Annotated in this window: 15 protein-coding genes; 9 read left to right on the top strand and 6 right to left on the bottom strand. The window is 55.0% G+C overall.

Going from position 1 to position 17,358, the window contains the following annotated elements; genetic code table 11:
• Positions 1-6: 6 nt before the first annotated feature.
• The gene (locus tag LVD14_RS07455; protein WP_237133468.1) at positions 7-1,629 is read right to left on the bottom strand and encodes a M48 family metalloprotease; all 1,623 of its coding nucleotides are present in this window, start codon (positions 1,627-1,629) and stop codon (positions 7-9) included.
• Between the two features lie 386 nt (positions 1,630-2,015).
• Between LVD14_RS07455 and LVD14_RS07450 the strand changes: the two genes are divergently transcribed.
• The 4 genes from LVD14_RS07450 to LVD14_RS07435 all read left to right on the top strand — a co-directional run bounded on the left by LVD14_RS07450 (position 2,016) and on the right by LVD14_RS07435 (position 6,836).
• Entirely contained in the window at positions 2,016-4,181 is a 2,166-nt protein-coding gene (locus LVD14_RS07450; protein WP_237133466.1) for a PQQ-binding-like beta-propeller repeat protein, read from the top strand.
• A gap of 284 nt (positions 4,182-4,465) precedes the next feature.
• On the top strand, positions 4,466-5,026 hold the full coding sequence (gene ectA / locus LVD14_RS07445; protein ID WP_237133465.1) for a diaminobutyrate acetyltransferase: 561 nt from the start codon (positions 4,466-4,468) through the stop codon (positions 5,024-5,026).
• Positions 5,023-6,297 carry a diaminobutyrate--2-oxoglutarate transaminase gene (ectB, locus tag LVD14_RS07440; protein WP_237133464.1) on the top strand — a complete coding sequence of 425 codons (1,275 nt, stop codon included), beginning with the start codon at positions 5,023-5,025 and terminating at the stop codon, positions 6,295-6,297. The genes ectA and ectB overlap by 4 nt, the downstream gene beginning before the upstream one ends.
• Positions 6,298-6,449: 152 nt before the next feature.
• Entirely contained in the window at positions 6,450-6,836 is a 387-nt protein-coding gene (locus LVD14_RS07435) for an ectoine synthase (RefSeq protein ID WP_237133463.1), read from the top strand.
• Between the two features lie 94 nt (positions 6,837-6,930).
• Here the strand turns inward: LVD14_RS07435 and LVD14_RS07430 are convergent, their stop codons facing one another.
• Genes LVD14_RS07430 through LVD14_RS07415 form a run of 4 tightly spaced genes read right to left on the bottom strand, consistent with a single transcriptional unit; the run spans position 6,931 to position 9,513 of the window.
• A complete protein-coding gene (locus tag LVD14_RS07430) occupies positions 6,931-7,506 on the bottom strand; it encodes a hypothetical protein (RefSeq protein WP_237133462.1) in 576 nt (191 codons plus the stop codon).
• A 6-nt stretch (positions 7,507-7,512) separates the two neighbouring features.
• On the bottom strand, positions 7,513-8,001 hold the full coding sequence (locus LVD14_RS07425) for a hypothetical protein (RefSeq protein WP_237133461.1): 489 nt from the start codon (positions 7,999-8,001) through the stop codon (positions 7,513-7,515).
• Between the two features lie 55 nt (positions 8,002-8,056).
• Positions 8,057-8,722 carry a nitroreductase gene (locus LVD14_RS07420; RefSeq protein ID WP_237133460.1) on the bottom strand — a complete coding sequence of 222 codons (666 nt, stop codon included), beginning with the start codon at positions 8,720-8,722 and terminating at the stop codon, positions 8,057-8,059.
• A 53-nt stretch (positions 8,723-8,775) separates the two neighbouring features.
• A complete protein-coding gene (locus LVD14_RS07415; protein ID WP_237133459.1) occupies positions 8,776-9,513 on the bottom strand; it encodes an SDR family oxidoreductase in 738 nt (245 codons plus the stop codon).
• Between the two features lie 149 nt (positions 9,514-9,662).
• Here LVD14_RS07415 and LVD14_RS07410 point away from each other — a divergent pair, with 149 nt between their 5' ends.
• From LVD14_RS07410 to LVD14_RS07395, 4 genes are all read left to right on the top strand, one after another.
• The gene (locus tag LVD14_RS07410; protein WP_237133458.1) at positions 9,663-9,989 is read left to right on the top strand and encodes a DUF4156 domain-containing protein; all 327 of its coding nucleotides are present in this window, start codon (positions 9,663-9,665) and stop codon (positions 9,987-9,989) included.
• A gap of 63 nt (positions 9,990-10,052) precedes the next feature.
• A complete protein-coding gene (locus tag LVD14_RS07405; protein ID WP_237133457.1) occupies positions 10,053-12,791 on the top strand; it encodes an efflux RND transporter permease subunit in 2,739 nt (912 codons plus the stop codon).
• Positions 12,788-13,690 carry an outer membrane lipoprotein-sorting protein gene (locus tag LVD14_RS07400; RefSeq protein WP_237133456.1) on the top strand — a complete coding sequence of 301 codons (903 nt, stop codon included), beginning with the start codon at positions 12,788-12,790 and terminating at the stop codon, positions 13,688-13,690. Before LVD14_RS07405 ends, LVD14_RS07400 begins: the two co-directional genes overlap by 4 nt.
• 2 nt (positions 13,691-13,692) lie before the next feature.
• Positions 13,693-15,051, top strand: coding sequence for a hypothetical protein (locus tag LVD14_RS07395; protein ID WP_237133455.1), 1,359 nt, complete (start codon positions 13,693-13,695; stop codon positions 15,049-15,051).
• A 24-nt stretch (positions 15,052-15,075) separates the two neighbouring features.
• Here the strand turns inward: LVD14_RS07395 and LVD14_RS07390 are convergent, their stop codons facing one another.
• Complete coding sequence (locus LVD14_RS07390; RefSeq protein ID WP_237133454.1) at positions 15,076-16,359, bottom strand: dicarboxylate/amino acid:cation symporter; 1,284 nt, start codon at positions 16,357-16,359, stop codon at positions 15,076-15,078.
• Between the two features lie 233 nt (positions 16,360-16,592).
• Here LVD14_RS07390 and LVD14_RS07385 point away from each other — a divergent pair, with 233 nt between their 5' ends.
• Complete coding sequence (locus LVD14_RS07385; RefSeq protein ID WP_237133453.1) at positions 16,593-17,336, top strand: ferredoxin--NADP reductase; 744 nt, start codon at positions 16,593-16,595, stop codon at positions 17,334-17,336.
• Positions 17,337-17,358 lie beyond the last annotated feature (22 nt).

The following is a 17,358-nucleotide window of genomic DNA, read 5'->3' as shown; positions in this document are numbered from 1 at the left end:
TCTTTCTCAATTTACAGCGGCGCTGCGCACCAGCACCTGGGCCTGCACCGCCTGAGGCGGAACGTCGGCCGGCAACACCAGCCCGGAATCATAGTCTCGTGCATCACCAGCGGACAGGTTGCGAACGTCCACGACTCGCCGCACTCGCTCACGTCCCACACTGGCCTGCAGCTCCACTGAGGCCTGTGTGATAGTCATCGGTGCAGCATTACCCACTCGCACCATCACACGACCGTCATTGCTGACGTAGGCAGATGTCTGCAGATAGTTGGCCGGGTTGTCAGCCACATCCAGCCGCAGGAAGGCCGAACGGGCAGATTCACCGATGCTGCCGGGTGCTGAGGCCGCCTGCTGAAAATACTGCTTGGCGGCATTACGGTTGTTATCAGCCAGCGCCATGGTACCAAGCTCATTCATGGCCAGCGCCGTTGGCAGCAGCTCAACGCTGGCCTGCAAATCAGCCTGGGCTCGGCTGCGATTACCCTGCCGGGCGAAAGCCAGGCCCCGGCCAAGGTAATAGTCGAAATAGGCATCGTCCCGAGCCAGCGCGCTGTTGTAATGATCAATGGCTGCACTGTAGCGACGCTGCATCAGGGCGATGTCACCATTCAAACCATGAAACCGTGCCTCCTGCGGTAGCATCGCGATGGCGTCATCCAGTTTTTGCTGAGCGTCTTCAACACGATCGTCCCGGACCAGCGTCATGGCCTCATCAAATGCGTCGTAAGCGGGCTTTGTTTCCCGCAGGAAGGCCATTTGCTGCTGGTAACGCTGTTCGCCCTGCTCACCGCCGGTATAACCTTCAGCGCGCAATTGCGCGACCAGCTGGCGGTTGTTCTGCACCCGTTCCTGAGACGGTGGGTGACTGGCAAACAGGCCCTGCAACCAACCCTGCTCTGTGCGCCCCTCGGAGAGGCGGACAAAGGTTTCCTGCAGGCGAACTGCGGCCTCAGGGTCGTAACCGGCCTGGGCCAGATAGCGTGTGCCGTACAGGTCCGCTTCCCGCTCCGCCTCACGACCATAACTCTGGCTGATCAATTGGGCACCTAACGAGGCACCGCCTACAATGGCACCAGCATAAGCGTTATCGCTGGCGGCGATGGCAGTAACAGCCAATGCGCCCTGCAAAAGAACACCTCTTTCCATGGACTGCGCGCCATGCCTGGCTGCAGCATGCACCACTTCATGCCCCAGCACTGCTGCCAGTTCGGCCTCGCTATCCATTTCATACAGCAGGCCGCGATTGACGGCAATCTTGCCACCGGGCAGCGCCCAGGCATTGGGGACAGAGTTATTGAGTACCACAAATTCATAGGGCAGCTGGCGTGGACTGTGTCTGGCAACGCGCTGTCCCACCTCACTGACGTATGCGGTCAACTCGGGGTCAATCTTGAACTCTCCGCCCTGGCTTTGCTGGGTAGGACCATAATTCTCCTGCCCTATCGCCACTTCTTCCCGTTCGGATACCAGCGTGAGCTCGCGATCCCCGGTTACCGGATTGACGGCGCAGGCCTGCAGCACGCCCACACACGCCGCCATAACCGCCAGACGGCTGAACATGCCCGAGAACCCGGCTGGTAAAGCCGCAACCAGCGCTGTCTTGGATAATCGCCCCTGATTCATGTTCATTTTTGTGCCTCCCATCATCCGTCTTCTTTTTCTGTGTCTGATCGTACTCACTCTCTGGCCGATCGCACCCGCCACTCGCAGGCTCTATTACTGTCAGATTATCAGGCCTGTCACGGTCTTGGAATAAAACTTGTGTAAGTCCTGTCTCATGTTAACGAAGCCGGACGTAGTTCTATTCAGTTTTCGCCTGACTTCAGGAATTTGCCGTAGATACGCGTCAAATCATGAACCCGTTCACTGTCACGTTCTGTTGCAGGCCGGAGCTTCCTTGGGTTTGGCAAACGCGCTACTATCGGTTCCCCTAGATTCCCTTCTAATAAAAATAATCCAACTGTTCAGACCCATACTCACAGAGGAGAATACCTGTGGTTAGAGTATTCCTAATCATGTTTTTGCCACTTATTGCTGCGATCAATGCGCAGGCACAGACCGCATCGGTAGAGCGCGGCTCGGAACTTTTCCAGTCGGAATGCGCCCGTTGCCATGTGCAGGCTGACATTGAGATGCGTATTGCCAATCGCTGGCTAGACCGCCCTGCCAGTGAGCTTTACGCAGCGATAATGGCAACCATGCCTGCCGAGACACCCGGCTCACTGAGCCCGGAACAGTACCTGGACCTGACAGCGCATGTCATGCAGATGGGCCGCGTGAACGCGCCGATCGCCGGATTGACAGTGACTGAGCTGGCGTCTGTCAATATTGAACAGGGTAGCGAGAATACCGGCCCGGAATATTACGCCTGGACCAGCATGTTTGGCGGCCTGAATGCCAACCGCTACGCGCCATTAGAGCAGATCAATGCCGATAACGTCGGCGAGCTGGAGATTGCCTGGCGCTGGAAAGCAGACAACTTTGGCCCCCGCCCCGAGGGTCTGAGTGTCACCACACCCATCATGGCCAATGGCGTTCTGTATGCAACCGCTGGCACAACCCGTAATGTGGTAGCCATTGACGCAGAATCCGGCCAGACGCTGTGGATGTGGCGTCCGCAGGAAGGTCAGCGCTTTGAAGACTCTCCTCGCAAGAACTCAGGCAAAGGTGTTGCCTACTGGACAGATGGTGATCAGGAAGTCATTTTTGTGGTCACGCCTGGCTATTACCTGGCCGCACTGGACGCCAGCACTGGCTTGCCGCTGGAGTCCTTCGCAGATGGTGGCATTCTGGACCTGATGGATGGCATGCGCTTCAGTGATGTGCGCGACGATCGAGACATTACCCTGACCTTCCCGCCGCTGGTCATCGACGATGTACTGGTAGTTGGTGCAGCCCACCAGGTGAGCATGCGCCCGCCTCACGCTGATAACGTCAAGGGTGACGTACGCGCTTTTGACATTCACACTGGCGAGTTGTTGTGGACACACCGCAACATCCCCAAACCCGGTGAGGAAGGTTACGAAACCTGGTTGAACGATTCAGCCCTGATGACTGGTAATGGTGGCGTCTGGACCTCCATGTCGGCCGATACCGATCTTGGTCTGGTCTACCTGCCAGTAGAATCTGGCACCGGTGACCGTTTTGGTGGCGGCCGCCCGGGCACCAACCTGTTTACCGGTTCTGTCGTGGCGGTTGATTACCGTACCGGTGAGCGCAAGTGGTACTTCCAGCACCTGCGCCATGACATCTGGGACTATGACACTCCCACGGCACCTATCCTTGCCGATCTTCCCGACGGGACCAAGGCCCTGGTGCAGCTGACCAAACAGTCGTTTGCCTACGTGTTGAATCGTGAAACCGGCGAGCCGATCTGGGAGATGGAAGAGCGACCAGTACCACAGACTGACGTGCCGGGTGAGTGGACATCACCAACCCAGCCCTTCCCGACCAAGCCACCGGCTTACGATCGTCAGGGCATTTCAGAAGAAGATCTGGTGAACTTCACTCCGGAAATATTTGCCCGCGCCAAAGAAGCGGTCAAACCTTATCGCATGGGGCCACTGTACCAGCCACCGTCACTGGCTAATGCAGAAGACGGAACAATTGGCACCCTGAGCCTGCCCGGCACGCTGGGTGGCACCAACTGGGAAGGTGGGGTTTACGATCCGGAAACCGGCATGTTGTACGTCGCTTCTCATACAGCGGTAGCCGTGTTGTCTCTGGTCCCTGGTGCAGAGTTCTCCACCACAGACTGGATCCAGGGTCCTGCCCGCTCACCTAACGTGGACGGCCTGCCCATCGTGCAGCCACCATGGGGCCGGATCACGGCCATCGACCTGAATGAGGGCGATATTGAATGGACCATGGCCAACGCCGACACGCCCGAGCGCATAAAGAATCACCCGCTGCTCGAAGGCGTTGAGCTGGATCGTACGGGTATCCCCACACGTGCTGGCCTGCTGGTAACCAAGAGCCTGCTGTTCGCCGGTGAAGGTCAGGGTGGCAACCCGGTATTCCGCGCGCATGACAAAACAACCGGCGCAATCCTCGCGGAGATAGACCTTCCAGCGTCCCAGACTGGATTGCCGATGACCTATGTACAGAACGGCAAGCAGTACATCGTGATGGCGGTCAGCGGTAACGGTCCTGCCGAACTGGTGGCTCTGGCGCTACCATGAGGAGCAACACGCGCTGATTGAGGCGCTTGTTCAAACCCCCAAAAGAAAAAGCGATCCATCATGCTGATGGGTCGCTTTTTTTTTCGACTGCGAATTCACACGGAATCACTGTAACTTTTCGATAAACATCCTCGCCGGCTCAGCACTTTGGATTGCGGGTTGGCCTTACCTGATCGTTTTGTTATAATTATCACGCTTTCAAAATCAATAACAAAAAATTATGAAGCATTCACCAAAGCCACGAGCTTAAATCCGAGATTCAAAAACGAGACACAAAACTTGTTATGAATACTTTTCAAGAAGCGCCAGCGCTTCAAGAAAGACCCGACACAAATCAAGATATTCAGCTTCGCCCTCCAAAGGCCACCGACGGTGCGCCGGTCCACAATCTGATTCGCAAAAGTGCGTTCCTGGACGATAACTCGCTGTATTGTTATCTGGCCATTTGCACACATTTTGCGCAAACCAGCGTGGTAGCCACCATGGGCGAGGACGTCGTAGGCGTAGTGACTGCCTACATTCCACCAGAGCAGCCGGACACACTGTTTGTGTGGCAGGTTGCTGTCGACACGGTTGCCCAGAAACGGGGTCTGGCCAGCAAAATGCTTAATCACATCCTGGAACGCGACAGCTGCAAAGCGGTCCAATATGTGGAGACTACCGTAACTGAAGATAACGCAGCCTCTCGCGCCATGTTTGCGTCACTGGCGCGGCGGCGTGAATGCGAAATCAATGAGTCCGTAATGTTCGACCGTGAGGAGCACTTTCTTAATCTTCACGACACCGAATTCAAACTTAGAATTGGCCCATTCGCAGCGGCCAACAACCAGGGAGAAACATCATGACCAACATTTTTAATGACATTGAGTCAGAAGTTCAAAGTTACGCGCGCGCCTTCCCGGTTATATTTGAGCGCGCGAAAGGTTCTTATCTTTACGATACAGAAGGCAATGCCTACCTGGACTTTCTTGCCGGTGCCGGCACGCTTAACTACGGCCACAACAACGATACATTGAAGGCCAAACTGCTGGAGTACATCGAGAAAGATGGCATTACGCATGGTCTGGACATGCACACCAGCGCCAAGAAGCAGTTTCTGGAGAACCTGAACAACTATATTTTCAAGCCTCGCGGTCTGGAGTACATGGTTCAGTTTACAGGACCGACCGGTACCAACGCCGTAGAGGCAGCGATGAAAATCGCCCGTAACGTGACTGGCCGTCATAACATCGTGGCGTTCACCAATGGCTTCCATGGTGTTTCGCTTGGTTCAATGGCGGCGACTGGTAATTCGCATCACCGTGACGCTGCCGGCATACCGCTGGGTGGAGTTTCCCACGTACCTTACGCCGGTTATATGGGCGAGGACCTGGACACCATCAAGCTGCTGGAGAATATGCTGGAAGACTCATCCAGTGGCCTGGACAAACCGGCAGCCATCATGCTGGAAACCATTCAGGGTGAAGGCGGTCTGAACACTGCCAGCAGCGAGTGGTTGCAGGCGATTGAGAAAATCTGTCGCAAGCACGACATCATCCTGATTGTTGATGACATTCAGTCAGGCTGTGGACGTTCGGGCAAATTCTTCAGCTTTGAGGAATCCGGCATCAAGCCCGACCTGGTGACCATGTCCAAGTCCCTGAGCGGTTATGGTCTGCCATTCGCAGTAACCTTGATCAAACCGGAGTACGACACCTGGAAGCCAGGCGAGCACAACGGCACATTCCGTGGTAACAACCACGCATTTGTGACTGCAGCCGCTGCGCTTGAGCGATTCTGGTCTGACGACAAGTTCGAGAAAGAACTGAAAACCAAGATCGAGCACATGACCATGCGTCTTCGCAAGATTGCCAATGGTTATGAGAAGTCGCTGATCAAAGCCAAGGGACGTGGCTTCATGCAGGGTCTTGAGTGCCGTGATGGCGAACTGGCCGGCAAGATCTGTCGTTACGCTTTCGATAAAGGTCTGGTCATTGAGACCAGTGGCGCCGACAGTCAGGTTGTGAAATGCCTGTGTCCTTTGACCATATCAATGGATGACCTGAACAAAGGTCTCGATATTGTTGAAGAAGCAGTACACAGCACGCTCGCTAAAGAGCACAGCGCTGCATCGTAATAGTTCGCCGCGCGGACTACCCGCCTGAATCGAAACCTAAAATGGAAGTCGACTGATCGTCTGGAGCCTCTGAAAAGGGGCTCCAGATACTGCCCTGTAACATCTGATGTCGCAGCGGCTTATTCATCGACGAATTGCATGAGGAACTATAAATGATCGTACGACAACTGAAAGATTGTGAGCAAAGCGAAAGACTGGTCAAGTCAGAGACCTGGCAGAGTGTGCGCATGCTGCTGGCCGACGACAAGATGGGTTTTTCGTTTCACATCACGACGATCTTTGCAGGGACCACAACCCCTATCCATTACAAAAACCATCTGGAGTCTGTCTACTGCATATCCGGTAATGGTTCGATCAAGGATCTTGCCACAAACGAAGTGCATCAGATCAAACCTGGCACCTTGTATATACTGGACCAGAACGACAAACACATTCTGTCGGGCGGCACAGAGGACATGGTACTGGCCTGCGTATTCAACCCACCGGTGACCGGCCGCGAAGTGCACGATGCCGACGGATCCTATCCGGCTGCAGACTGAATACGTCGGCGACCTGGCCGAATAAAAAAGCGGGTAGCGCACTTTGAGTCGCTACCCGCTTTTTTTCGTCGGTCATCAGGCTCCCCACCGCAGCCTAGAACGCAGTCAGCCCACTCACTGGAATGATGCTCGACACCAGTGTCAGATAAGCCAGGTTAAACCACATCAGAATGTAGTGAATCTGCCGATTATCGGTGAACAGCAGCAGTATGACCGAGGCGCTGACCAGAATAGTGCCCGTCATGCGTCGCAGCCAGGTATCGGCGTAATCCGGAAGGAGTGGATCTGAGGCGCGCGCGAGAATCAGAAAAATGATGACCATGATGAAAAACCAGTTCTTGGTCTCGAAATAGTGTTTCTCCAGATCAATCGACTGGTTAAAGCGGATTTCCGGAGTCAACACGAAGGTCAGCAACACCATCATGATAGGCGCTGCCAGAAATAGCAGCATGGGCGTCACTTTAGTGAAGTTGTAGGCCTGATACTCCCAGAATCCCATGTAGTGGTAGGTCATGATGAATAACAGCCAGACCGACCATCCCGCCAAAAGTCCAGGCCGTGTGACCCGCCGGCGGGCTCTGATCAGCTTCCCCCACCCCATCAGCAGTTCGGCCATCGCAAAGGCAACGACGACCGAAACAAACATCATGATGAATTCAAACTTGGACACCCGGGATTACTCCTCGGCCAGCTCTGCCTCAAACGCCTCGCGCGATAACCTGTTCAGTTCTTTGGTGTTCTCTTCATTTATGATCTGCTGCAGTATTCCAGCCAGTGTCGACCTGAAGTCGTCGGCATGCAGATAGGCACAGACATTACCATCGGCGGGGTCGAGCGCACGCCGTTTGAGATCCTCACGATGATCTTCGGTGATCATTACCACTGGGGTTGGCTGCCTGAAAGGACTTTTACGCTCCTGTTCACGTAACCGATACAAAAACTGGTCACGAGGCTTCTTATGGCGATTCCAGCCCGTCACGATGCAGGCCAGCTTATTGGTCAGCAGGCCAAATCCGCGGTTGTACTGCCGCACAGCATCCATGGCATTGGCTTCGTTGTAGGTATTGATACTGGTGAATTTGCCAGTGATGCCGATTTCGCCTGCCACTTCATCAACGAGTTTATTGTTGATGTCATAGACCAGGATGACGGGTTTGGTTTGCATGGGTTCCTCGACGCGAATCTCTGTTGTTATTATATTTATCGCCGGTAGACGACGTCTATTCTGACCGCATTATGACACTGCTGGCAACCGGGTCGCGAGTGGTGCGTGTGCGATTGGCGGCTACCTGAGTGTCCTCGTAGCCAAACGCCAGCCCGAACAGAATGCGATCGTCCTCGCTGAGATCAAAGGCCTCGCGGACCAGATCAGGGTAATTGCGCATCGTGCCCATCGGGCAACTGTGCAGACCGTGCGCCACCAGCGTCAACATCAGATTCTGGGCATACATGCCCACGTCGATTGCAACCGTGGTGCCAAACGCCTTGTCCATACCAATAAACGCCATATACGGAGCATCAAAGAACTCAAAGTTTCGCATCACGGCGCGCTGACGACCTTCACGGTCATTGCGGGCTATGCCCATCTCGCTGTAAAGGGCGACGGCACACTCCACCTGTCGCGTGCGATATTCACCTTCAAAATCACCGCGATACTCGTAATCAGGATCAGGCGGCACACCCTCACGGACACGGCGCTGCATCTCTGCGCTCAAGCGGTCACGCAATGCGCCAGATGCCACATATACCTTCCAGGGCTGCACATTGCAGTTTGAGGGTGCCCATTGTGCAAGCTCGAATATCTGTTGCAGTTCATCATCTGGCACCAGATCCGGCAGATAGCCTCGCACCGAGCGTCGCGAACGGATGGCGTCAGCCAGGGACATTTCGGACGGCCTCTGAGTACCGCCCGACTTATAGGAGCTATCACTCATATCAATTAACTCAACAACTGCCCGCCGTCGACATCAACCGTCGTGCCGGTGGCATAGGGATTATTCATCAGGTAAACAAGCGCGCTGGCGACCTCCTCCGGTCGACCGATCCGCTTGACCAGCTGCCCCTGTGTCATCGCGGCAACACGCTCATTTTTCTCGTTACCCATCCAGTCAAACAGCGCAGTATCAATGATGCCAGGCGACACCACATTGACGCGGACCGGGCTAAGTTCTACGGCAAGACAACGTACCATGTTCTCAACCGCTCCGCCGACACAGCTGAGCGCTGACATATTGGGTTTGAAACGCCGAGCTGGGGCGCCGCTGACAAACGTGATTGACCCGTCTTTGGCCACATACGACGCACCAATACGGGCGACTTTTGCATAACCCCATAGCTTGCCGAATGCAGCCTGAAACTGCTCTTCAGTCTGTTCGATAAAGGGTTTAAGCGTTCGGGTACCGCCAGTGGCAGCTGATACCAGATGGTCTATCTGCCCTACTTTTTCAAACAGCGCCCGCAGCCCGTCATCGTCGTGGGTATCCAGTTGTACCAGTTCCACGCGATCTCCAACGACGGCTCTGGCTTTGTCCAGGTGCTCAGCTGAGCGACCACAGGCCCATACCTTAGCGCCCTGCGCAGCAGCGGCAATCACCGTAGCCAGGCCGATTCCCGAGGTTCCGCCGATGACCACAACTTGCTTGCCGGTCAGATTCTGTTGCTGTTGATCAGTTGACATTATTAAAACTCTCCCTCTTTCTGGTTGATCGCGATAGTATCATAAGCAGCATGCCAGAACGTGATCTGTCGCACAGCTTTCGCGATGGGTAGCAGTTGATAAGGCATCAATTCCCGTCATAATACAGCCTTTGCAAGCGGAGTCTTTTTATGTCCCTCAGAACCACTCGTCATATGACAATTGTCACAATTATTGCTGCGATGACAGCCTGCAGCAGCAACTGGGTCCAACTCAGTGCGGCCGGTCAGAGTGTCAGCGTCGTGCCAGCATCAGAAGTGCGCAATTGCAATCGATTGGGTACTGCCAATGTCAACGCAGCAGACAATATTGCTTTCGTACAGCGCGGCGCCAATACACTCCAGGAAGAGTTAACTATATTGGCACGCAATGAGGCAGGCGCCATGGGAGGTAACCGGGTGACACCTGAATCGACCATCGAGGAAGGTCGTCAAACATTCGGTGTGTTCCGCTGCTGAACCTGAAATTAAACTGAATCGTGTCTGTTTTTTGCGGTAGCAGCGCGTACTGGAGCTTCCAATATGGAAAGTAAGCTTCTGGTGCTCAGCCGTAGTTTTGCCAATGCACCTCTAATCGCCGTTCGCTATCGTGCGGCGATTCTTGTGATCCTGCTGCTGACTACGGGGTTCGCCGCCTACAGCATGGCGACGCGAACCAGCATCGATATGAGCGTGGACAGCTTTCTGGATCAGACCGATCCGGCAATCTCGGCCCTCAACTCGTTTCGCACGCAATTCGGCAGTGATGATTCAGTTTTCCTGGTATACGAAGCGCGCGATGGCGACGTCTTCTCATACGAATCGCTGCGCGCCGTTCAGGCGCTGACCGAGAATCTGCGCAACTGGCAGTCCCTGGACGCTGACAACTATTCGAGCGACCTCAATGAACTCGGCCGCATCCGACGCATCCAGTCCATAACCACCTTGCGTGTGCAAAGCGTGGAGGGCGATACCCTGCGGTCGGACCGGCTGGTACCCGATCAGATACCACAGGACCCGGAGGCGCTGGCTGCAATTCGCGAGAACGCATTGCAGGAAGAAGACTACCGTCTGGCTTTCTACTCTGCTGACGCACGCTTTGGAGCGCTGTTAATTCAGACTACACTGGGATCCGAACCGACGGAAGACTACGTGCCGGCAGTAAACGCCGCAGACGTGGAGCTCGGCAACTTCTTCAGTGATTTTGATACCGGAGCCGACAGCTTCGAGCTGAAATTTGACGAGAATGCCAGCGTTGATGAAATTCCGTTTCAAACTGTCGACATGCTGGCTTATGACCAATTTTTCTCCGCAGTACGTGAAGTATACGCGGAGTTTGATTCGCAGCTGGATTTCTATCCGGCCGGCAATCCACCATTGATGGCCTGGGTCAGCCAGGTCCTTCAGCAGATGTTGTGGCTGGCAGCAGGCATGATTGGCATATTCATTTTCCTGCTGCGATCGCTGTTCCGGTCATTCAGTGCAGTGGCCTGGTCGCTGATTACTATCGCGCTCAGCCTTGTCTGGACCTGGGGGTTCACTGTCTGGTTCAACATCACCCTGTCGACCATGCTGACGCTGACTGTATTGCTGGTTTTCGCGGTGGGCATTGCTGACTGCGTCCATGTCATGAGTGCCTACTTCACTAACCGGCAGTCTGGACAGGATCACGAGGCTGCCTTGTCACGCGCCTATGGCAAGACCGGGCTGGCAATCCTGGTAACAACCTTAACCACGATGGCAGGCGTCCTGGCGCTGACGACATCCGACCTGGTGCCCATCCGGGTGTTTGGTGCCATGTCTGCGCTTGGTGTTTTCATGGCGTTTTTCTTTACCATCGTCCTGTTGCCCATTCTGTTAAGCCTCTGGCACCCGGGCCAGCCGACTCAGGGTCAGGCAAAATCGAGCCTTATGTCGAATCTGAGCACCCGGTGGCAGCATCTGCCAGCACCCCTGCAAATTGGCATACTGACGGTCGCCACGCTTGCATTGGCCCTGCTGGCCAGCCCCGCCATGGCTTTCTATATCCTGCTGATCGTGCTGCTGACCTACTGCGCCATTCGCTGGCAGGACAAGCTGCTTACCGCCTGCCCGGCGCTTGTAAGACAACGCCCGTGGACAGTGCTGTCCGCATTTCTTGCAGTATTTCTGGCATCCATGTACGGCACCAGTCAGGTCCAGATTGACAGCAATGTCGCCGAATTGACCCGTGCCGACTCAGAGCCACGCATCGCCTACAACATAGTTGACGAGCACATGGCTGGCGCTCAGACCATCTCCATCATGATTGATACCGGGATCAGCGACGGCATGCTGGAACCGGCAGTACTGGATGCAGTCGACACGCTTCAGAGTCAGGTCGAAACCGAGTACGAGGATCAGATTTCCAGGACCTACTCACTGGCCAATATCGTTAAAGACACTCATCAGGTAATGAACCAGGATGATCCTGGCTTCCATACCATCCCGGATTCCGCGACCACCATTTCCCAGTTGCTGTACCTGTTTAACAGCTCCAATCCGGAAGAGCGTCGCAGCCTGGTTTCCGACGACTACAGCCGTAGCCACATTACCCTGAACGCCTATAATGCGGGTTCCTACCAGTACCAGGTGTTTTTCGAGGAACTGAGTGCTGACATCGATCAGGTATTTGCGCCCTTGATGGATGAGTATCCGGAACTGCAGGTCACAGTCACTGGCTCTGTGCCCCTGATGATGCGGGCCATGGATGAGATTGCGCAGTCCCAGTACAGCAGCTTTCTATTTGCGCTGGCTGTCATCAGCGTCATCATGATTGTCACACTGGGCTCGGTTCAGGCAGGACTGATTGCCATCATTCCCAACCTGATCCCTGCACTGCTGACCTTCGGCCTGATGGGGCTGCTGGACATACCGCTAGATACCGACACTCTCCTGATCGCGCCTGTCATCATTGGTATTGCGGTAGACGATACCATCCACTTCATGACACATTACCGCGTCGAACTTATCAAGACGCGCGACATGTCGGCAGCACTGGCGAGTACGGTGCATGATGTTGGCCGTGCGGTCCTGTTCACCACCATGGTGCTGGGTCTGGGCTTTGCCATTCTATCATTCTCGGAATACCTTGGCATGGCAAAGATCGGCATGTTTGGTTCGCTGGCCATCCTGGTGGCATTGTTATGCGACCTGCTGCTGTTGCCGGCACTATTGATGATACTTAAACCCCGGTTCGGCCTGAAGGGCGACATCGCCGGATTCAATTCTCCATTGAGACCCGCGGAGGAAAGCACGGCATGATTGGTACACGGCAGATTCACAGGGGATACTGGTTCGCCGTCTTCTCCTTATTACTGGTGACCATGAGCAGCGCCCAGGCACAACTGACGGGGCGAGAGATACTGGAACGTGTTGAGGAGAACCAGCGCGCCACAACCGATGCCGCATTCAATCGGATCCAGCTTTCCAGCTGTCGTTTTGGGCTCCAGAACAACCAGATTACCTGCGCGGAACGCCCCCGTATCAAGGCCATTGAATCAGTCGGCATCAACACTGGATCCAACGACCGTGACACGCAGACCATATCTATCGTGCTGGAGCCACCTGCCGAGCGTGGCGTGGGTATGCTCAGTTACACCTATGACGACCCTGAGCAGGACAATGAGACCTGGCTGTATCTCTCAGCGCTTGGTCAGGTAAAACGTATTGCCAGTGGCAATTCCGACGATGATTCCGAGGCCGCCTCCATCTTCGGTTCGGAATTTACTACTGAGGATCAGGATACCGGCAAACTGGAAGACTACGAGATTTCGATCCTCGAGGAGACAAGCGAATCCGGGCGCGATGTCTGGAAGATTGAAACCATTCCCAATGCCGAGCGAGCCCGCAAGACACGTTATGCCCGCACTGTTCAGTACGTCGACAAAGAACGCTTTGTGGTGCTGCGTGCCGACATGTATGACGACCAGGGACGGGAAATCAAGCGACTGATGGCATCGCGTGTCGAACAGATAAACGGTACCTGGGTGGCGCGTTCTCTAACCATGATGAACCTGGTGGCCAATCGCCTGTCCAATATGGCGATCCTGGAAATCAACACCGGGCTCGATATCCCCGAGCAGTTTCTAACCCCACGTACCCTGACCGACGTGGCATTCCGCGAAGCTGAACTGAGCCGTCTGCGTGAGCAAGTAGACTGACAATGCCCGGCAAGTTGTTATGCTCAGCGATGGCTATCTGCCTGTATCTGCCCTCAGCTGCTTTTGCACAGTTTGACGGGGAACTGGTGTTTGACGACAGTGCGTTTCAGGACGACGACCTGTTCAGCTCTGTAGATGATGCCAATGATAATTTTCGCTTCCGTCTCAGCCATCAGGTCGTTGCGCATATCAACCGCCATCAACGCCAACTGCCTGACGGAACCACTGACACTCGTGCGCGAGGACTGGAGAACAACCGCACAGCACTGAATATCAGATACCAGAATCCGTTTCGTGCCGGCTGGTTACTGCAGGGCAGCGCTCAGCTTCGCGCCTATCTGCCGGGGGACTATGAATACAACAACCCGACCCGCGACGACTGGGAGTGGCGCCTGAACGAACTCTTTGTGCAGCGTAGTGGTGAGCGCAACAGTTTCTCTTTTGGCAGGCAGACTATCGTCTGGGGTGAGACTATCGGTAATTCGGTGTTGGATGTGATCAATACCACCGAGTATCGCGACCTTACTATCATTGATATTGAAGACGCCCGGCTCAATCAATGGCTGGGAATCTGGGATCACTTCTCCCAAGCCGGCAACTGGTCCAGCTTTGTCAATCTCTACCCTGAATTCAATCCGGTACCCGTACAGGACAGCCCACTGTTTCCAGGAGCACCTTTTCGATTGGGCCACTACCATCGAGACAAACCACTGTTCGAAGCGGGCACCCGCTGGAACCGATCATTCACCGGCAGTGATGTTGCCATCATGGCTGCCCGGTTGTATGAAAACCCTTTGCAGTATACACCGCCCACTGGCGGCGATGGCCGGGCCCAGGTTCACATCAATGATTACAATCTGCTGGGACTCAGCGCCAACCGGGCGATCGGCATGCTGTTGCTGACGCTTGATGTCGCCTACTCACAAGGCGTTCTGGCAAGCGTTGCAGAAGCTGACGGACAACCAGCATTGTCCACTGGTGATTTGTGGGGCGTCTCAACCGGGCTGGAGTATGGCATCAGTGCCACCCAGCAGATAAGTGCCGGACTCAGGATCGAGCAACTGAATCAAGTTGATACGAGCGCAGGACAGTCGGTGACAGATTCACGCCATTCGGCCCGCAGTGACCTGCTGGTCCGCTACAGCAATCGCTTAATGAATGAAGAGCTGACGCTGTCAGCTACCCTGCAGAGCCAGCTTGACGGCGATGCCGGACTGCTCAACCTTGCTGCCGATTATCGCCTTAATGACGACTGGGAGCTGCGCGCCCAGCTGATCCTGACCCATGCCGAGGAAGATAACGAGCTGGCCTTCCTGGATGAGGATGTCAGAGCCGGGCTTACGCTTAGCTGGTCATTCTGAGCAGCACAGTCCAGACCTGCCCTGCTATTTCTTTATCTTCTCGGGCGAGACCGGATTCTTGCGCGTGAAGATGTCCTCATCGAATTCATTTGACCAGCGCGCAACTGCCGTCGCCACTGACAAATCGCCAGTCACGTTAACCGCTGTGCGCATCATGTCCAGCGGCCTGTCAAAGGGCAATACAAAACCTACTACAAGGGCGATCTGCGCAGGTGACAGCCCGATGGTCTCCATCACGGCCGCCATCAGGAATATGGAGGCACCTGGCACTGCGGCCGTGCCAATTGAGACCAGGGTGGTCGTGGCAGCAATCAGCATGTAGTCCATGAGATCCAGGCTGACGCCAAACGCCTGCGCGGCAAATACCGACACGATGCCAACATACAGCGCTGAACCGTCCATATTGATGGTAGCGCCGATTGGCAATGTAGTAGATGCCACCACGGGTCTGATGCCCAGATTGGTTTCAGCGACCGACATGGTCACCGGCAGCGTTGCCGAGCTGGACGAGGTCGAAAAGGCAACCAGCATTGCGTTTTTTGCACCGCGGAAGAAATCCAGCGGATTCAGCTTCAGCACAAATTTCATCAAGCCGCCGTGCACAACCACCAGTTGCAGGACGCAGGCTACTGTCACTGTCAGTGCAAGCCCGACAACCTGAAGCAGTGCCGCAACCCCCTGTGTTCCCGCTACCCACGCAATCAATGCAAATACACCAAAAGGCGCTACTTCCATGACCCAGTGCGTCAGTTTCAACATCACAGCAGAGCCGGCATCCATCACATGCGCCAGCGTCTCAGCGGGTTTACCAACCGTCAGGATACCAATACCAAACAGCAGGGCGAAAAAGATCACCGCCAGGATATTACCCTCGGCCAGCGCCGCAATCGGGTTGCTGGGGATGATGGTCATCAGTCGCTCCCCCAACGGGATCGGGTCCTGCAGGGCCCCGGGCTCTGCACCAGAAAGATCAACACCAACCCCTGGCTGAACAATGGCGGCCAATACCAGACCAATCGAGATGGCAAACAGTGTGGTCAACATGTATACCGCCAGGGTCTTGACCCCGAGCGACCCGAGCTTTTGCGGGTCTCCCATCGACACGATGCCCGCGACAATGGTGATGAATACCAGCGGCACAACAACCATCTGAATCAGGCGAATGAACACATCGCCTATCCAGCGGATGGATTGAGCACCCTCGCCCCAGATGGCACCAACCACCACACCCAGGACCAAGGCCAGAATGATGCGTTTCCAGAGGGGGATGTCGAACCAGAATTGCAGTTTTGATGTTGTGCCAGTCAAGTTATTCACCTCTTGTTATTTGGGACTGCGCCTGCTCTGTCGGGGCTGAGTCTGTCCGGATCACTGTCTGTGTGCCACTGATACCGCGGCCCCCAGCGCGCCGGCGCAAGCATCACGTCGATCGCAACAGACTATAGAATTCTGCAGTCAAGTGCCAATATATTTCCAACTATGAGACAATGTTCGATCTTCATCGTATCACTCGACAAATCAACTCTTGCAGGCTCACCGTAATGACTGACTGGGTTCCCGGCACAGTGGCAAACGTCACACACTGGACCAATAACTTGTTTTCACTCACCATCAACGCTGATATCGAACCATTTGTGGCAGGCCAGTACACCAACCTGGCACTGGAGATTGATGGCGAGCGACACGGCCAGCCCTATTCCATCCTGAGTGCCCCGGGTGAACAACCACTGGAGTTTTTCTTTTATACACAGCTCGAAGGTGACCTGTCGCGACGATTGTCGCAGCTGCAGCCTGGAGACACTGTCTGGGTCGATCGTCAACCCGCCGGTTCTCTGACACTATCCAACGTCGCGGATACCGCAACACTGTGCCTTATGGCGACCGGCACAGGAGTGGCGCCATTTGTCTCAATGTTGCAGACCGACGAGATATGGACTCGCTTCAAAACAGTGATTCTTGTCTATGCCGCTCGCGTGCAGGCTGATTTCCAGTACCAGGCCCTGTTTGACCGCCTGAAAGCCAAGTATCCGGGACGCTTTGCACTGGTTCCATTTATCAGCCGCGAGAAGGTTTTGGGCGCGTTGCCCGGTCACATTCCTGACAGCCTGCGCAGTGGTGAACTGGAACGGCACATTGGCCTGGTTCTTGACCCTGACAACAGCCACGTCATGTTGTGTGGCAACCCCGGTATGGTTAAAGATGCAGCCAGCGTACTTGAAGGAAGAGGATTTGCGGTCAATACGCCCACTAAACGCGGCCAGTTGAGCTATGAAAGCTACTGGTAACAGTAGCTTTATCCAGAAATTC

The organism is Pseudohongiella sp. O18 (genome assembly GCF_021729085.1).
Lineage (GTDB): Bacteria > Pseudomonadota > Gammaproteobacteria > Pseudomonadales > Pseudohongiellaceae > Pseudohongiella.
Note: the sequence above shows the minus strand (reverse complement) of the source record. Positions and strands in the feature narration are given on the sequence as shown.